The sequence below is a fragment of the Coleofasciculus sp. genome (assembly GCF_046565525.1).
Lineage (GTDB): Bacteria > Cyanobacteriota > Cyanobacteriia > Cyanobacteriales > Coleofasciculaceae > Coleofasciculus.
Genome location: NZ_JBKHUP010000006.1, coordinates 34703 through 48627 on the forward strand (window position 1 = coordinate 34703; position 13925 = coordinate 48627).

15 protein-coding genes are annotated in these 13925 nt (G+C 45.9%); 7 read left to right on the top strand and 8 right to left on the bottom strand.

Annotated elements, in window-relative coordinates; translation table 11 throughout:
• Nucleotides 1-77: 77 nt before the first annotated feature.
• The 8 genes from ACLGGO_RS03205 to ACLGGO_RS03240 form a co-directional block, all read right to left on the bottom strand.
• Nucleotides 78-1028: a F0F1 ATP synthase subunit gamma gene (locus tag ACLGGO_RS03205; protein ID WP_446338641.1), complete on the bottom strand. Its 951-nt coding sequence runs from the start codon at nucleotides 1026-1028 to the stop codon at nucleotides 78-80.
• A 74-nt stretch (nucleotides 1029-1102) separates the two neighbouring features.
• On the bottom strand, nucleotides 1103-2620 hold the full coding sequence (atpA, locus tag ACLGGO_RS03210; protein ID WP_446418248.1) for a F0F1 ATP synthase subunit alpha: 1518 nt from the start codon (nucleotides 2618-2620) through the stop codon (nucleotides 1103-1105).
• Nucleotides 2621-2754: 134 nt separating this feature from the next.
• Nucleotides 2755-3312: an ATP synthase F1 subunit delta gene (gene atpH / locus ACLGGO_RS03215; protein ID WP_446418249.1), complete on the bottom strand. Its 558-nt coding sequence runs from the start codon at nucleotides 3310-3312 to the stop codon at nucleotides 2755-2757.
• 2 nt (nucleotides 3313-3314) lie between these two features.
• Nucleotides 3315-3836: a F0F1 ATP synthase subunit B gene (locus ACLGGO_RS03220; protein ID WP_044207913.1), complete on the bottom strand. Its 522-nt coding sequence runs from the start codon at nucleotides 3834-3836 to the stop codon at nucleotides 3315-3317.
• Nucleotides 3837-4013: 177 nt separating this feature from the next.
• Complete coding sequence (locus ACLGGO_RS03225; RefSeq protein WP_006102101.1) at nucleotides 4014-4505, bottom strand: F0F1 ATP synthase subunit B'; 492 nt, start codon at nucleotides 4503-4505, stop codon at nucleotides 4014-4016.
• A gap of 142 nt (nucleotides 4506-4647) precedes the next feature.
• Complete coding sequence (gene atpE / locus ACLGGO_RS03230) at nucleotides 4648-4893, bottom strand: ATP synthase F0 subunit C (protein ID WP_446338636.1); 246 nt, start codon at nucleotides 4891-4893, stop codon at nucleotides 4648-4650.
• Between the two features lie 147 nt (nucleotides 4894-5040).
• Entirely contained in the window at nucleotides 5041-5781 is a 741-nt protein-coding gene (atpB, locus tag ACLGGO_RS03235; protein WP_446340728.1) for a F0F1 ATP synthase subunit A, read from the bottom strand.
• Between the two features lie 195 nt (nucleotides 5782-5976).
• Nucleotides 5977-6330 carry an ATP synthase subunit I gene (locus ACLGGO_RS03240; protein ID WP_446364034.1) on the bottom strand — a complete coding sequence of 118 codons (354 nt, stop codon included), beginning with the start codon at nucleotides 6328-6330 and terminating at the stop codon, nucleotides 5977-5979.
• Nucleotides 6331-6989: 659 nt separating this feature from the next.
• Between ACLGGO_RS03240 and larC the strand changes: the two genes are divergently transcribed.
• The 7 genes from larC to ACLGGO_RS03275 all read left to right on the top strand — a co-directional run bounded on the left by larC (nucleotide 6990) and on the right by ACLGGO_RS03275 (nucleotide 13705).
• Nucleotides 6990-8279: a nickel pincer cofactor biosynthesis protein LarC gene (gene larC / locus ACLGGO_RS03245; protein WP_446418250.1), complete on the top strand. Its 1290-nt coding sequence runs from the start codon at nucleotides 6990-6992 to the stop codon at nucleotides 8277-8279.
• Between the two features lie 166 nt (nucleotides 8280-8445).
• Entirely contained in the window at nucleotides 8446-8658 is a 213-nt protein-coding gene (locus ACLGGO_RS03250) for a DUF2997 domain-containing protein (protein ID WP_446354576.1), read from the top strand.
• 13 nt (nucleotides 8659-8671) lie between these two features.
• Nucleotides 8672-9214 (top strand): nucleotide exchange factor GrpE, encoded by a 543-nt coding sequence (locus ACLGGO_RS03255; protein ID WP_446418251.1) that lies wholly within the window; start codon nucleotides 8672-8674, stop codon nucleotides 9212-9214.
• A gap of 147 nt (nucleotides 9215-9361) precedes the next feature.
• Entirely contained in the window at nucleotides 9362-10948 is a 1587-nt protein-coding gene (locus ACLGGO_RS03260) for an Hsp70 family protein (protein ID WP_446418252.1), read from the top strand.
• Between the two features lie 865 nt (nucleotides 10949-11813).
• Nucleotides 11814-12998 (top strand): GerMN domain-containing protein, encoded by a 1185-nt coding sequence (locus ACLGGO_RS03265; RefSeq protein ID WP_446418253.1) that lies wholly within the window; start codon nucleotides 11814-11816, stop codon nucleotides 12996-12998.
• A 198-nt stretch (nucleotides 12999-13196) separates the two neighbouring features.
• Complete coding sequence (locus tag ACLGGO_RS03270; RefSeq protein WP_446418254.1) at nucleotides 13197-13460, top strand: DUF4258 domain-containing protein; 264 nt, start codon at nucleotides 13197-13199, stop codon at nucleotides 13458-13460.
• The gene (locus ACLGGO_RS03275) at nucleotides 13457-13705 is read left to right on the top strand and encodes a DUF2283 domain-containing protein (protein WP_446335540.1); all 249 of its coding nucleotides are present in this window, start codon (nucleotides 13457-13459) and stop codon (nucleotides 13703-13705) included. The genes ACLGGO_RS03270 and ACLGGO_RS03275 overlap by 4 nt, the downstream gene beginning before the upstream one ends.
• Nucleotides 13706-13925 lie beyond the last annotated feature (220 nt).

Here is a 13925-nt window from a genome sequence, read left to right on the forward strand (position 1 = left end):
CTAAACCCAATCCCCAAATAAAAAGCGCCTGAGTTAACCCCGACGCTTTGATTTAATTGAATTCCCAGGAAGCGATACTAACCCCCAAGAGCGCTGGCGCCGCCAACGACTTCCAGAATTTCTTGAGTAATGGAGGCTTGTCGCGCTTTGTTGTAAGACAGGCTGAGCGTGCCAATCAATTCAGTGGCATTATCACTGGCGTTGTTCATCGCCGTCATCCGTGCGGCTAATTCGCTAGCGGCTGACTCTTGTAATGCCCGCAGAAGCTGGTTGTTCAAATACAACGGTAGTAAGGCATCCAGAATTTGGACTGGATCTTGTTCAAAGATCATGTCACGGGATAAAGCACGGTTTTCTGTCGTCACTTTTTCCCGTTGTACCTCAAAGTTACCGCCGCGAGTAGTGAGGCGGAAGATTTCATCATCTTGTGCCTCTAATCCTTGGGCGGTTAAGGGTAATAATGTTTGTACCACCGGGCGAGAACTAATTAAGGAGACAAACTTGGTGTAAACCAGTTCAACCCGATCCACTTCTTCCGATAGGAACAAGGAGAGCAATTCATCGGCAATCATTGAGGCTTCAGGTGCCGTGGGAATTTGTTCTAAGCCTGTGTATTTGGCGTCAATTGGCTGCTCCCGGCGCTCAAAATACTGGATCGCTTTGCGCCCGATTAAGACATATTTGTAGTCGATGCCTTCTTTCTGGAGTTCCTTGGCGCGGTTTTCGGCACGGCGGATCACGTTGTTATTGTAACCGCCACACAAACCGCGATCGCCAGATACGACGAGTATGCCAACAGACTTGACGTCCCGTTGTTTGAGCAAGGGTAAGTCGACGTCTTCAAATTGGAGACGGTTCTGCAACCCATAGAGAACCTGCGCCAAGCGATCAGCAAAGGGACGAGTCGATGTCACCTGTTGTTGGGCGCGACGCACCTTGGCGGCTGCCACCAGACGCATCGCTTCGGTAATTTTCTGAGTATTTTTGACGGATTTTATGCGATCGCGAATCGCTTTTAAATTAGGCATAGTCTGTTCATTGTTAATTATTGATTGTCCATGGTTCATGGCTTTTTACCGATGAACCATGAACCATGAACCCATTACACAGAGACTAAGAATGTCTGCTTGTATTCAGCCAGAGCTTCTTTCAGGAGTTTTTCTGCCTCTTCGGTGAGGACTTTCTTATCCTTGATAATCTCACCAAACTGTGGCTTGCTGGTTTTCAAGTAGTCCCGCAGCCCCTTGGTAAACGCGGTGACTTTCTCCACCTCAATGTCATCTAAGTAGCCATTGATACCCGCGTAGACGAGGGCGACTTGCTCGTACACCGCTAAGGGAGAGTATTGGGCTTGCTTGAGCAGTTCCCGTAACCGTACCCCCCGTGACAATTGGTCTTGGGTGGCTTTGTCTAAATCTGAGGCAAACTGGGCGAAGGCTTGCAGGTCATCAAACTGTGCCAAATCTAGTTTGAGTTTACCTGCCACTTTTTTAATGGCTTTGGTTTGAGCGGCAGAACCCACCCGTGATACAGAAATCCCAGGGTTAATCGCAGGGCGTAGACCGGAGTTAAATAAGTCAGCCGATAGGAATATCTGACCGTCAGTGATCGAAATCACGTTGGTGGGAATATAGGCGGATACGTCACCAGCTTGGGTTTCAATAATTGGCAGCGCGGTCATACTGCCCCCACCCAATTCATCATTCAGTTTGGCTGCCCGTTCTAACAAGCGGGAGTGGAGATAGAATACATCCCCAGGATAGGCTTCCCGACCCGGTGGGCGACGCAGCAACAGGGACATCTGGCGATAGGCTTGGGCTTGCTTGGACAAGTCATCGTAGATAACCAGAGTTGCTTTGCCCTTATACATAAAGTATTCGGCAATAGACGCTCCGGTATAGGGTGCCAGATATTGCAGGGTGGCGGGGTCACTGGCGTTAGCGGCAACGATAACGGTGTAATCTAATGCCCCTCTCTCTTCCAGGGCACCAACAACCTGTACCACGGTAGATGCCTTTTGACCGACAGCGACGTAGACACAGATAACGTCTTCTTCTTTCTGGTTGAGAATTGTATCGATCGCGATCGCGGTTTTTCCGGTTTGGCGATCGCCAATAATTAACTCCCGTTGTCCTCGTCCCACGGGAATCATAGCGTCAATCGCGGTAATCCCAGTTTGCAGGGGTTCATAAACAGAACGCCGTGCAATAATACCGGGTGCCGAGGATTCAATTAGACGAGATTCGCCGCTTTGAATCTCTCCCTTGCCATCAATGGGTCGTGCCAACGCATCGACAACCCGACCAATTAGCGCCTCACCCACGGGAACCTGAGCGATTTTTCCGGTAGCCGTGACAGAACTCCCTTCCTGGATGTCGAGCCCTTCGCCCATCAGCACGACACCCACATTATCTTCTTCCAAATTCAGGGCAATGCCCACTGTACCATCTTCAAACTCGACCAGTTCCCCAGCCATGCACTGGTCTAAACCATAGACCCGGGCAATGCCATCACCGACTTGCAGGACGGTACCAACGTTAGAGACTTTGACCTCTTGGTCGTATTGTTCGATTTGCTGACGAATAATGCTGCTAATTTCGTCGGGTCTAATGCTTACCATTCAACTAATCCCTCTACTTTTTTGTCTTATGTCATTGGTCTTATGTCATTGGTCATTCGTCATTTGCCTCGTGAATTTAGCTTATGACTTATCACAGACGTAGACTGCTACATCTGGAACATGACGTTTGACATTTAAGTCGAACGACTCAAGCTCACACCAATACGACGCAGTTGTCCACGCAGACTGGCATCAACAACTTGAGACTCCACTTTAATAATCACACCACCGAGTAAATCGGCGTCAATTTGGGTATCTAGTTCTACATCTTGGGCATTGGTCATGGTGAGAACTTTCTGGCGCACCGCCTGCTTTTGGTCGTCATTGAGTTCAACAGCGGAGACGACTTCAGCTAAAACCGTCTGTTTTAACTCCCGCAAGAGTGCTTGATACTGCTTGCATACGTCTCTCAGAAACAGAATGCGCCGCCGCTCTACGAGAATCTTTAAAAAATTCACCATGTAGGGGTGAATTTGATCCCCGGTGATTTGTTCTAAGACAGCTTTTTTGTCATCGGCTTTGACAATCGGATTGCCTAAAAATTGCTCCAATTCCTCTGATTCTTTCAAAGTATCGAGCAACGCGGCAACATCTTCACCGAATTTATCCACGAGGTCATGTTCTTGAGCCAGAGACATCAAAGCCTCTGCATACGGCTCAACTACCTCAGCACTAAATGAACTTCCTTTCATAATTATCTCGCTCCTACTCGCTCAATGCTGCGGTCAACTAAGGTATGCTGTGCCGATTCGTCTAACTGACTTTTAAGTTGCGACTCGACACGCTCCATAGCTAAGGCAACTACCTGTTGGCGAAGTTGTGCGATCGCACGTTCCCGTTCTGAGTTTAAATCCTGAACGGCTGACGCTTTCATCCGTTCCACATCTTTAGCCGACGCTGCCAAAATTGATTCTCTAGCGACGTTGGCATTTTCTTCTGCCTTTGCCCGAATCTTTTCAGCTTCCGCTTGGGCTTGTGCCAGCTTTTGCTGGGCATCCGCTAAGGCGGCGGCGGCGTCTTTCTTCTGCTTTTCGGCATCGCTAATGGCGTCTTCAATACTGGAACGTCGCTCCGATAGGGTATTCCCTAAAAATGATCGCCCAAAGTAAATCAGTACCCCGATAATAATCACCAAATTAATCACATTGGTTTCTAAAATATCGAGGTTGAGACCCAAGCCTCTTTCGGCGGTAGCTAACATTGAAAAACTACCCATAATAGCCATATACACCTGCTTTAATTGAAAACTGCTATGCGGCTTTACCGCTAACGCTGGGTAACGTTTAAACGGGCTGGAATTTTTGTCCGGCGTTATTTTTGATCACACCACAGACAAAAGACTAGGGGTCAAACTCTCGCAAACCCCTGCTTCGCTACCCGGATAAAGCCGACATTACTTAACCAACTCTGGTCCAACAAGTTTTTCCAGAATCTGACGCGAAAGCGAATCCACTTCTTGTTCTAAGGATGTCATCGCTTCAGCTTTTTGTTGGTCAATTTCTTTTTGGGCTTGCTCTCGTTGTGCCTGGGCTTCCGCTTGAGCTTGAGCCATTTTATCAGCCGCTATTTTCTGAGCATCAGCTTGAGCAGCGGCAATCGTTGCTTGTGACTTGCGACGAGTTTCTGCTAGTTCTTGCTCATACTGTTTCGCCAGATTCTGAGCTTTTTCTAAGCGTTCCCGTGCTTCTAATCGGTTCTGGCGGATGTAGTCATCCCGTCCATCAATGGCGTTACTGAGTGGCTTATAAAAAACCGCATTCAATATCACCACCAAAATTAAAAATTGCAATGCCATCAGAGGTAGGGTGGCATCAAAATCAAATAACCCTCCTTCGGCTGCCTCTTCTGCTGCTTCAACAGCTAGTAAAATTGTCCAATGTATCATGATGTTTTGGTAATCCCACAGCGCACAAAATCCTTAGCTTTTTAGTTGGGATGGGATAGCGTTTTAGATTTCAATATCCTTCCAGATCAATAGCATCCAGACCTCAGTCGTTGGGGTCTGAATGCTCTTGTGGCATCAAGTGTTACGAGAAGGGGTTAGCGAATAATAAGACGAGAGCAACCACCAAACCGTAAATTGTCAGCGCTTCCATGAATGCCAAACTCAGGAGTAAGGTGCCCCGAATTTTACCTTCAGCTTCAGGCTGACGAGCAATCCCTTCTACAGCTTGTCCCGCCGCATTTCCTTGACCTATTCCCGGACCAATTGCCGCTAAACCAACAGCTAAAGCAGCAGCAATAACAGATGCAGCAGAAACTAATGGGTCCATGATATTTTCCTCGCTTTTGACTTTTTGACTAAATAACAAACAAACGTGCGTGAAACGCTTACCCTAAACCAATTCGCTAGACACAGCCGAATTTTTTGATTGTTCACAAGACGGAAGTGGCAAATCTTAATCACTAGCCTCAAATCGCTAATGATGGTCTTCCATCGCCTCCCCAATATAAGCCGCTGCTAGGGTAGCAAAGATCAGCGCCTGAATCGCACTGGTAAATAAACCCAATGCCATCACCGGGAGAGGTACGAACAGCGGAACCAACAGCACCAATACTGCCACCACCAGTTCATCTGCCAAAATGTTGCCAAACAGACGGAAACTGAGGGAGAGAGGTTTGGTAAAATCTTCCAGAACCTTAAACGGCAGCAGGATGGGAGTTGGTTGGGCATAACCAGCAAAATACCCCAAGCCCTTCTTGCTCAGACCCGCGTAAAAATACGCTAAGGAGGTCAGCAGCGCAAACGCCACTGTAGTATTAATATCACTGGTTGGTGCCGCTAATTCACCTTCGGGCAGCTCAATCAGTTTCCAGGGAACAAGCGCCCCAGACCAATTTGCCACAAAAATGAACAAAAATAACGTCCCCACAAATGGCACCCAGGGACGGTACTCTTTCTCCCCAATCTGATTTTTGGCTAAATCTCGCAAAAATTCCAGGGCATACTCCATAAAATTTTGGAGACCACTGGGAATGCGCTGAATGTTACGAGTACCAGCAATCGAGGCAATAATCAGAATGGCAATCACGACCCAGGAAGTAATAAACACCTGACCATGAACTTTTAAATTTCCGATATGCCAATACAGATGCTGACCAACTTCTAGTTCAGCAAGGGGGAAAGCATTATAGAACGCCAAACCATCTATCATTTCCATTCCGGAGATTTCCCCAGCTATCTTCTATCCTTTGGTTGAAACGACTACACAGAAAGGATTGACAATTGTCCATTGAACAATTGCCCAGTCTGTTTCCTGCTTCATCCAAGGGAGTTATCTCCTGTCCACAGGCGTTAAGTTCGGGTGTAGCCTACCCTACTGTTTGGATGCGTTGGCTGCCCTGACCATGGGAACTTACTTTGACGTAGGCAACAAGGTGCTTTGCAGCATATAAGCGATAAGCGCAGCTTTATACGTCAGAAATCCTAAAAATATGGGCAGAATGCGTAAACTCTGCCATTGACTGGCAACGACTAATAGTCCAATCAATAAAGCCAACCGAGTTGAACTCGGACGCTTCTTTTGGACACCTAACCGCTCAACGTCTTTCGCCAACATTCTCAAGTAAACCACACCAACGCACGCCCCGATCAAATAATTCAAGGCGATGTTGAGTGAGTAAAAAATCCAGACAGAGACAAAAATGACCCCTGTCATTGCCAGAGTGACCGACAACAACGCTTGTTTAAGTTGGTAGTACTCTTGCATTGAGGAACTTTCAGGGGAAGTCTGAGAACTCCCTGGCGGACTTTCCTCCGGTGTGGGCTTAGGTTGTACAGAGTTGTCTGAGAAGTTCACAGGCAGCAGCAAACGCTAGTCCATCTAAATTTGGCTGGATCGCATCTAGCCATAGGCGATCATACCACGCCAAAGTAACAATACTTAAAACATTTTTAATCGTTATTGGTCATTGGTCATTGGTCATTGGTCATTCGTCCTTTCCTTGCCCATCTCCCCCTACATAAGAAATGGGGTTTGGAGACCAAACCCCTACAACCCCATCTCCCTCATCTTCCCTATCTCCCCAATCCCCCACCCCCCATTCTCCTTTCCCTACAATAGATGTAGACCGTTACATAAGATCTACCCAAATCTGTCCACTTATGGACACATCTGGAACTTACTTCCTGCTTCACTCTGGCGGTGTCGGCACCTTCCCAGTCCACAGGCTAACACCACCTAACTGGAGGCTATCTCTCTCACCTACCTAGCTGTGGTTTTTGGCTGGATAGGTATACCAATAAAGTATACATACTCTTGGCAGACCCATTCTCTCAGAACAAATCTCTACCCAATTTTGGGCAATAATGGGTAAAGGTTTCCAGCCTTTTGGTTACAGCTAATCACCCTTCAGGATTCAAAACGTAATGCCAAAGCTCGCCTACCTAGACTGTCAGAGTGGAATTGCTGGTGATATGTGCTTAGGGGCACTCGTGGCAGCAGGAGTGCCGTTAGAGTATTTAAGTGAAAAGCTAAAAGGGCTAGGAATTGACCATGAATATCGGTTAGAGTCAGAACCAGTCCACCGTCAAGGTCAATTAGCCACTAAAGTCCATCTGAATTTGCTCACTCAAGCCCATCACCATGATCACGCTGAACCGTCAGACCATGAGCATAGCCGACACCTGGCAGATATTGAACACCTAATTACAACCGCCAGATTACCTTCACAAGTCGTCGATTGGAGTTTGGCAATTTTTCGCAACTTGGCAGAGGCAGAAGGGGCAGTTCACGGGATGACACCCGAAACCGTGCATTTCCATGAAGTGGGTGCGACAGATGCCTTAGTGGATATTGTCGGTACTTGTTTGGGGTTGGATTGGTTGGGCATTGACCGACTCTACTGTTCTCCTTTACCCACAGGAGGTGGTACAGTACAAGCCGCCCATGGTCGATTGCCTGTTCCTGTTCCTGCTGTTTTAAAATTGTGGGAATCTCGGCAAGTTCCTATTTATAGTAACGGCATTGATCGCGAATTAGTCACGCCCACTGGTGCAGCCATTGCTGTCACCCTTACCACCCAATTTGGACTCCCTCCAGCGATGATTCTGCACAAGATTGGTCATGGTGCGGGAACCAGTGAGTTAGCGATTCCGAATATCCTGCGACTCTGGATTGGAGAAGCGTCAGAGTTTGGCATTCAGTTTCAGGGAACAGATCCGGCTAATCTTATAATTGATGACCCTTGCCAAGAAACCGTTTGTGTGATAGAAACCCAAATTGATGACTTAAATCCACAAGTGATTGGGTATGTCTTTGAGGTGCTATTTAATGCTGGGGCGTTGGATGTATTTACCCAAGCCATTGGCATGAAAAAATCTCGTCCTGGGATATTACTCACGGTGATTTGTCCACCGGAAAAATTAACCGTTTGTGAAGATATTTTATTTAGGGAAACCACAACCCTCGGCATCCGCCACTTTACCCAGCAACGCACGATTTTGCAACGGGAAATTCAGCGAGTCGAAACAGAATATGGCAGAGTGCGGGTAAAAGTTGCCAGTCGCGCTTCAGGAGTACAAAATGCCATCGCCAACGTTCAACCTGAATATGAAGACTGTGCCGCGATCGCACGAGAATATAATTTATCCTGGCGGGAGGTGCATCAATTGGCACTTGATGCTTGGTATCGTGTCAATAATCCACCATTACCCTGAGTAAGGGGTGTGGGGTGTAGGGATGGGTTTCAATACGGGTTGTAGAGACGTTCCGGTGAAACGTCTGGGAGAAAAATTAAATTAGAGCTTATCCGAGTAGTATGACAAGTTGATCGGTCTGGATACTTTAAACTGTAGATGTTAGTAGCTGGGTGAGTAAGGAATTATGGCAGAGTATCAAAAGATCGAATATCGCATTGGCAAGGATGGCAAAATCACCGAAACCGTCATCGGTGCTACCGGATCAAGTTGTACCGAAACAACCAAAGGAATTGAAGCGGATCTCGGAGATGTAGAAACTCAACAATTGCTACCAGAATATTATGAAGGTGACGAAACCCTAACCACGGATCAAACTACGACTTTACATCAACAGTAAAAGGAGAGGTAAGATGGCTCATGATCCTAACCTCTTGGGGCTTGGTTTACTGTTGTGGTTTGTCTTCACCACTTTACTCATTAGTCGCTTTGGTCAAAAAAAAAGACCTGAAAACCATTCTGCCTCAGTCTCAGTTACTGACTCCAGTCAAATCAAGGAATTAGAGGGACAATGTCAGCGGCTACGGGATGAACTCGAAGCGCGATCGCAGCAACTATCCACAGATATCCAAGATACCACCTTTGAACAACTACGCCCCCTACTGACCAATTATCCCACCGCTTGCCGGATGATCGAAGCCCGCCCAGATTTACCGGCTAAAAATTTAGTCGCACTCTTGACTCCATTAGAAAATCTAATCCAGAGTTGGGGCTATGAACCCATTGGTCAACCTTGGGAACAGGTTCCCTTTAATTCCCAACTGCACCAACCTGATGTTGAAGATATCACAGAAGGAGAACTCGTTTATATTCGATTCGTCGGCTATCGAGATCATAATCGAATACTTTGTCCGGCTAAAGTCAGTCGTACCCTACCTAGGGGACTGTCACATTAGTGAGTTTTGAAGGGTGTAGGGGCGGGTTTCACTACTATCCTTTCTTCGCTCACCCAGATGTAACTAAACCCGCCCTTCGAGGGGAGCAGGGAAGAGAATTACCAATGAACCAAGAACAATCAACAATGAGCAATCAACAAATGACAAATGACCAATACAGTTGCAATTGACTTCGGTACGAGCAACACAGTCGTCAGTATACTCGAACCCGATACCAACAGTCCCAAAACCCTCAGGCTGGGTTCACTCTCTCGCCTGTTTAAAACGAACTCAAATGAGCCAGATATCCCAGTCATTCCCACCCTAGTTTTTATCAAAGACAATAACCAAATACTTCTGGGAGAACAAGTTCGTTCCCAGCGCTTAGGACAATCTCAACCCGCTCGCTTTTTTAAAGGATTTAAACGAGATTTAGCGGCGGACTTCCAACCGCCTCCGCGTCTCATTAATGGTGAATATTACACGGCTGAATCGGTTTCAGAACAATTTATTAAAACTATCTGGCAGCAATTAAAGGCTCAAAAAATTCAACCCTCTCAGCTTATTTTAACTGTACCCGTGGGCGCTTATGATCGCTATTTAGATTGGTTTCGCGAGGTGGCACGCCGCCTGGATGTGGATCAAATCAAACTGGTGGATGAATCCACAGCAGCGGCGTTAGGCTATGCGGTACAACGTCCCAGTTCCTTGGTATTGGTGGTGGATTTTGGCGGTGGAACTCTGGATTTAAGTTTAGTCCGTACTGCACCACAATTGGATGCAGCCAAGCGCGATCGCGAAACGGTATTACGGGCAGAAGTGTTGGCGAAATCTGATGCATACATCGGGGGGGAAGATGTGGATAGTTGGATTGTCGAAGACTATCTGCATCAGCAAGGATGGTCAAGGGAAGCAATTGGTGAGGTGGGGTGGCAGAATTTATTAGAGTTAGCTGAACGGTTAAAGATTCGCTTGTCTAGTACTCAAGAAGCGAAGGAAAGTTGGTTAGATGAGGAGACATTTACTTCATACAACTTGCAACTAAATCAGGATAAATTAGAAGAGATCCTGGAAAATCGCCAATTTTTAGAACAATTGCGGGAGGCGTTGGATGAAGTATTGACAATTGCCCTGGAAAAAGGAATTAGTAAGGGTGATATTGAACAGGTTTTATTAGTTGGGGGCAGTTGTTTAATTCCCGCCGTACAGCAGTTGATCCGGTCATATTTTGGCAAGACTAAGGTTAAATTAGATAAGCCCTTTGAAGCTGTGGCATACGGGGCGTTAGCGTTAAATCAAGTGGCGAGTGTGGATGATTATTTGCGCCACAGTTACGCCATTCGTTTATGGGAACCTTATGCTAAAACTTATTCCTATTTCACATTATTTAAAAAAGGGATGCAATATCCCTGTGAACGTGGGGAACCGTTAACCTTACAAGTCGCCATTGAAGGACAACGGGAAATTCGCTTAGATATTGGCGAAGTCGCAGAAATGGCACAAGCCGAGGTAACTTATGATAAGTTAGGACGGATGACCAGTAGTCAGTTATCGAAGCAAGCCGCTTATCGTTCTTTGGATAGCGATCGCGAACAGGTTTGTGTAGCACATTTAGAGCCACCGGGACAAGTAGGAGTTGACCGGATTTCAGTTCAGTTTGAGGTAGATGAACGGCGGGTTTTGGTAGCAACAGTTAAGGATTTAGTGACGGGGAAACTGTTAGTAGAAAAAGGCGCGATCGCGAAATTACAGTAGTGGTGTGACACACCTAATTTGATGGATTATCCCCAGAAAACCCATACAATTAGCTAACTTTTCACGGGAAGTCTAGAAACCTGAGTCGGGGCGGGTTTAGTCACATCCCTTGTGCAACCGAAAAGATAGTAGTGAAACCCGCCCCTACAGACGTTCTGATCGCCCTTTACTCAATCCCCTGTGTCAGAACATGTTTCTTTCAAGTTATGGGCTTTTCTTAACAGGCTTCCAACCAATTTTCCGGAGTAAAGCTAGATCAAAAGCCTGATTAAAATATAGTTTTACCTATTTAATCAAAAATTAGTTGATAATCTTCACCCGATTGGGTGAACTGACAGGGGGAAGTCAGGTGATACGAGATTAAGCTACAAAAGGCTAAACATATCAAACCGATGGATGTCGCGATCGCGTCTTGTATCAGAGGCTATTTTTGCGATATTTAGCCTAATCTGCGGAACTTTTCTTGCAGCAATGAGTCGATAGGCGGGTAGAGAAGAAAAGCTGTTCAATGAGGAAGTTTAGCCTTCTCCATTGGCTTCTGTTCTCTAGGTAATGTGACATTTTTTTGACAAAATAAGCAAAATTTTAGTGGCGTGGCACACCTAATTTGAGAGATGACGCTTACACCCGCAAACTTAGGATGAATGGCACTGAAATAAACAGTGTGAGATCACCAAAACCTTTGATATACCGTAGGGTGGGCATTGCCCACCAGCCTTAATTCAGTGACATTCAACTTACGATCGCAATACTTTGCGCCCGATTTAACCTCAAATTTTGGGCATAAATTCATGACCTTGATTTCTGGTTTAGCCAATTCTTAATCCTGTAAATTTGAACCTATACATTAGCACCCCTTTCACCAATGGCACCAATGAACAAGCTAAAAAATAAAAACCTACAGCCATATTTTTCTCCTTTACTAGGATTCTTACTCGTTTCTCTAGTGGGACTCAATGCTTGCGGACAACCTGCCAATCAGAGTGAGTTTTCAACTCTAATATCCCAAACTGAAACTGAGTTATCCGAAACTGAGTTATCCGAAGCTGAGTTACCCAAAACTAACTTATCCCAAGCTGAATCACCTGAACGCCGTTCAGAGGTGAAACAATCCCCAGACGCGGCTGAATCTCGCGTTCAACGCCAAGTTAAAGTCTTTTTTCCAGTCGCCAGATCTCAAGATTTCACTAACACTAAATCCGTTTGGCGAACCACATCCAGTCCAGGGGTTGCCCAATTTGCGATCGCCCAACTTCTCGCAGGTCCCACCTCCTCAGAAAAACAGCAGGGACTCGCCGCCGTTCCCCCTCTGAGTGGCAATTCTAACTGTGGTCAAGATTTTACTGTTTCTATCAATGATAGCGTTGCTCAATTGCAATTTTGTAAAAGAATGATTCACGGTGGTATTGGTGATTCAGCGCGAACGAAAAGCGCAATTGAGGCAACTCTTAAACAATTTTCGACGGTTAGCTATGTGAGAATCCTCGACCAAAATGGGAACTGTTTCGGTGATGAAAGTGGAGAGAATATTTGCCTGGGTAAAGGACTTAATCCTGAGAAGCTAACTCCTATATCCCAAATTGCGATCAATGGCGTTGGACCCGTCATCCTAGGAATGACTGTTCGCGAAGCTTCCCAGGCTGCGGGTATTGATTTAGTCCCCTTAAGTTCCAATCCTAATCCTGTTTGTGCTAGTTATAAGCCCACTAAAACTCCAGAAGGACTGGGTGATACGACGTTTATGGTGAGAAATGGACGTATTGCCCGAATTGATATTGGAGATTCTCGCCCTAGAACTGTCAGTGGTGCAAGGGTTGGCGATACAGAAAACCAGGTTAAATCTCTTTATGGAGGACGGCTTCAGGTGAATCCCTTACCCTATTCCGAACAGGGTCATTTCCTGACATTTGTCCCTCAAAGTCAAAAAGACCAAAATTTGCGCCTGAAGTTTGCCACGGATGGAACGAAGGTGACCAAAATTATTATCGGTCAACTCCCAGAAGTAGATTATCTCGAAGGCTGTCTAGATGTTGTACCGGGTGGAATTTAAAGAGACTGGGCGAGGAGGAAGTCACAGCTACACAAACAAAGTCCGCCTGCGCGGACTGGGTTATAACGGAGGTGGTTAACCCGGATTAGGTATGAGCGCTTATCCGAACAGTATTGAGTCTTAATCTTTATGGCAACAGTATTATATTATTTTTGTTAGGTTTCGTTCCTCGACCCAACCTACTTATTTGGCTATTAAATGTCAACAAAACCTGATTATATTCTTACCGAACACGCAAGAGCAAGGATGCTGGAGCGCAATATTCAGCAAGAGTGGATCGAAAGAACCCTGTCAAATCCAGATCTGTTAGAGTTAGACTCAGAAGATTATACAAAGAGACACGCTTTTAAGACTATCCCTGAATATGGGGACAGAGTTCTACGAGTTATCTACAATCCTAATTATAACCCTTGGATAATTATCTCTGTTTATTTTGATCGCAAGCGTAAGGGGACATTATGAGGATAGATTTTGATCAAGAGACTGAAGCCGTCTATTTCCGACTTAAGGATTCAATAATTGTTGAGTCTGAAGAAATCAGCCCCGGCATTGTTTATGACTTTGACGAAAATGATACCATTGTGGGCATTGAGATTTTAAATCTAAGTCAAAAAAACCCCGACTCGATCAAAAATGTGAATTTTCCTTTCACCCAGGAGGAAAAAAAGCTTTTAAGAGATGTTTTAGGTTGGCTTACCCTGGTTTAAACCACAACAGGCGGGAGTCGGTGCAAAAAGCGAAATAAATTATTAAATTAGCGACTCAAAAAGACGGCGAGTCTAGAGGTGAAGGTGCGTTACGCTACCCTACCCTTCGGGAACGCTTCGCGATCGCTCTCCCCACGATGGCGGCGTGGCACAGCTAAAATGGTGGAATAGATTTGTTTTGTAGTGAGGGAACCTTAGCCCTCTAAAGCTAGGCGTTAAA

Bases quoted from the DNA above. Each gene is read 5' to 3' on its own strand.
- ACLGGO_RS03205 (WP_446338641.1), bottom strand. From the start codon at position 1,028: ATGCCTAATTTAAAAGCGATTCGCGATCGCATAAAATCCGTCAAAAAT.
- larC (WP_446418250.1), top strand. From the start codon at position 6,990: ATGCCAAAGCTCGCCTACCTAGACTGTCAGAGTGGAATTGCTGGTGAT.
- ACLGGO_RS03275 (WP_446335540.1), top strand. From the start codon at position 13,457: ATGAGGATAGATTTTGATCAAGAGACTGAAGCCGTCTATTTCCGACTT.
- ACLGGO_RS03270 (WP_446418254.1), top strand. From the start codon at position 13,197: ATGTCAACAAAACCTGATTATATTCTTACCGAACACGCAAGAGCAAGG.
- atpB (WP_446340728.1), bottom strand. From the start codon at position 5,781: ATGGAAATGATAGATGGTTTGGCGTTCTATAATGCTTTCCCCCTTGCT.
- ACLGGO_RS03220 (WP_044207913.1), bottom strand. From the start codon at position 3,836: ATGGGTAGTTTTTCAATGTTAGCTACCGCCGAAAGAGGCTTGGGTCTC.
- ACLGGO_RS03240 (WP_446364034.1), bottom strand. From the start codon at position 6,330: ATGCAAGAGTACTACCAACTTAAACAAGCGTTGTTGTCGGTCACTCTG.
- ACLGGO_RS03265 (WP_446418253.1), top strand. From the start codon at position 11,814: ATGGCACCAATGAACAAGCTAAAAAATAAAAACCTACAGCCATATTTT.
- ACLGGO_RS03255 (WP_446418251.1), top strand. From the start codon at position 8,672: ATGGCTCATGATCCTAACCTCTTGGGGCTTGGTTTACTGTTGTGGTTT.
- atpA (WP_446418248.1), bottom strand. From the start codon at position 2,620: ATGGTAAGCATTAGACCCGACGAAATTAGCAGCATTATTCGTCAGCAA.
- ACLGGO_RS03250 (WP_446354576.1), top strand. From the start codon at position 8,446: ATGGCAGAGTATCAAAAGATCGAATATCGCATTGGCAAGGATGGCAAA.
- ACLGGO_RS03260 (WP_446418252.1), top strand. From the start codon at position 9,362: ATGACCAATACAGTTGCAATTGACTTCGGTACGAGCAACACAGTCGTC.
- atpH (WP_446418249.1), bottom strand. From the start codon at position 3,312: ATGAAAGGAAGTTCATTTAGTGCTGAGGTAGTTGAGCCGTATGCAGAG.
- ACLGGO_RS03225 (WP_006102101.1), bottom strand. From the start codon at position 4,505: ATGATACATTGGACAATTTTACTAGCTGTTGAAGCAGCAGAAGAGGCA.
- atpE (WP_446338636.1), bottom strand. From the start codon at position 4,893: ATGGACCCATTAGTTTCTGCTGCATCTGTTATTGCTGCTGCTTTAGCT.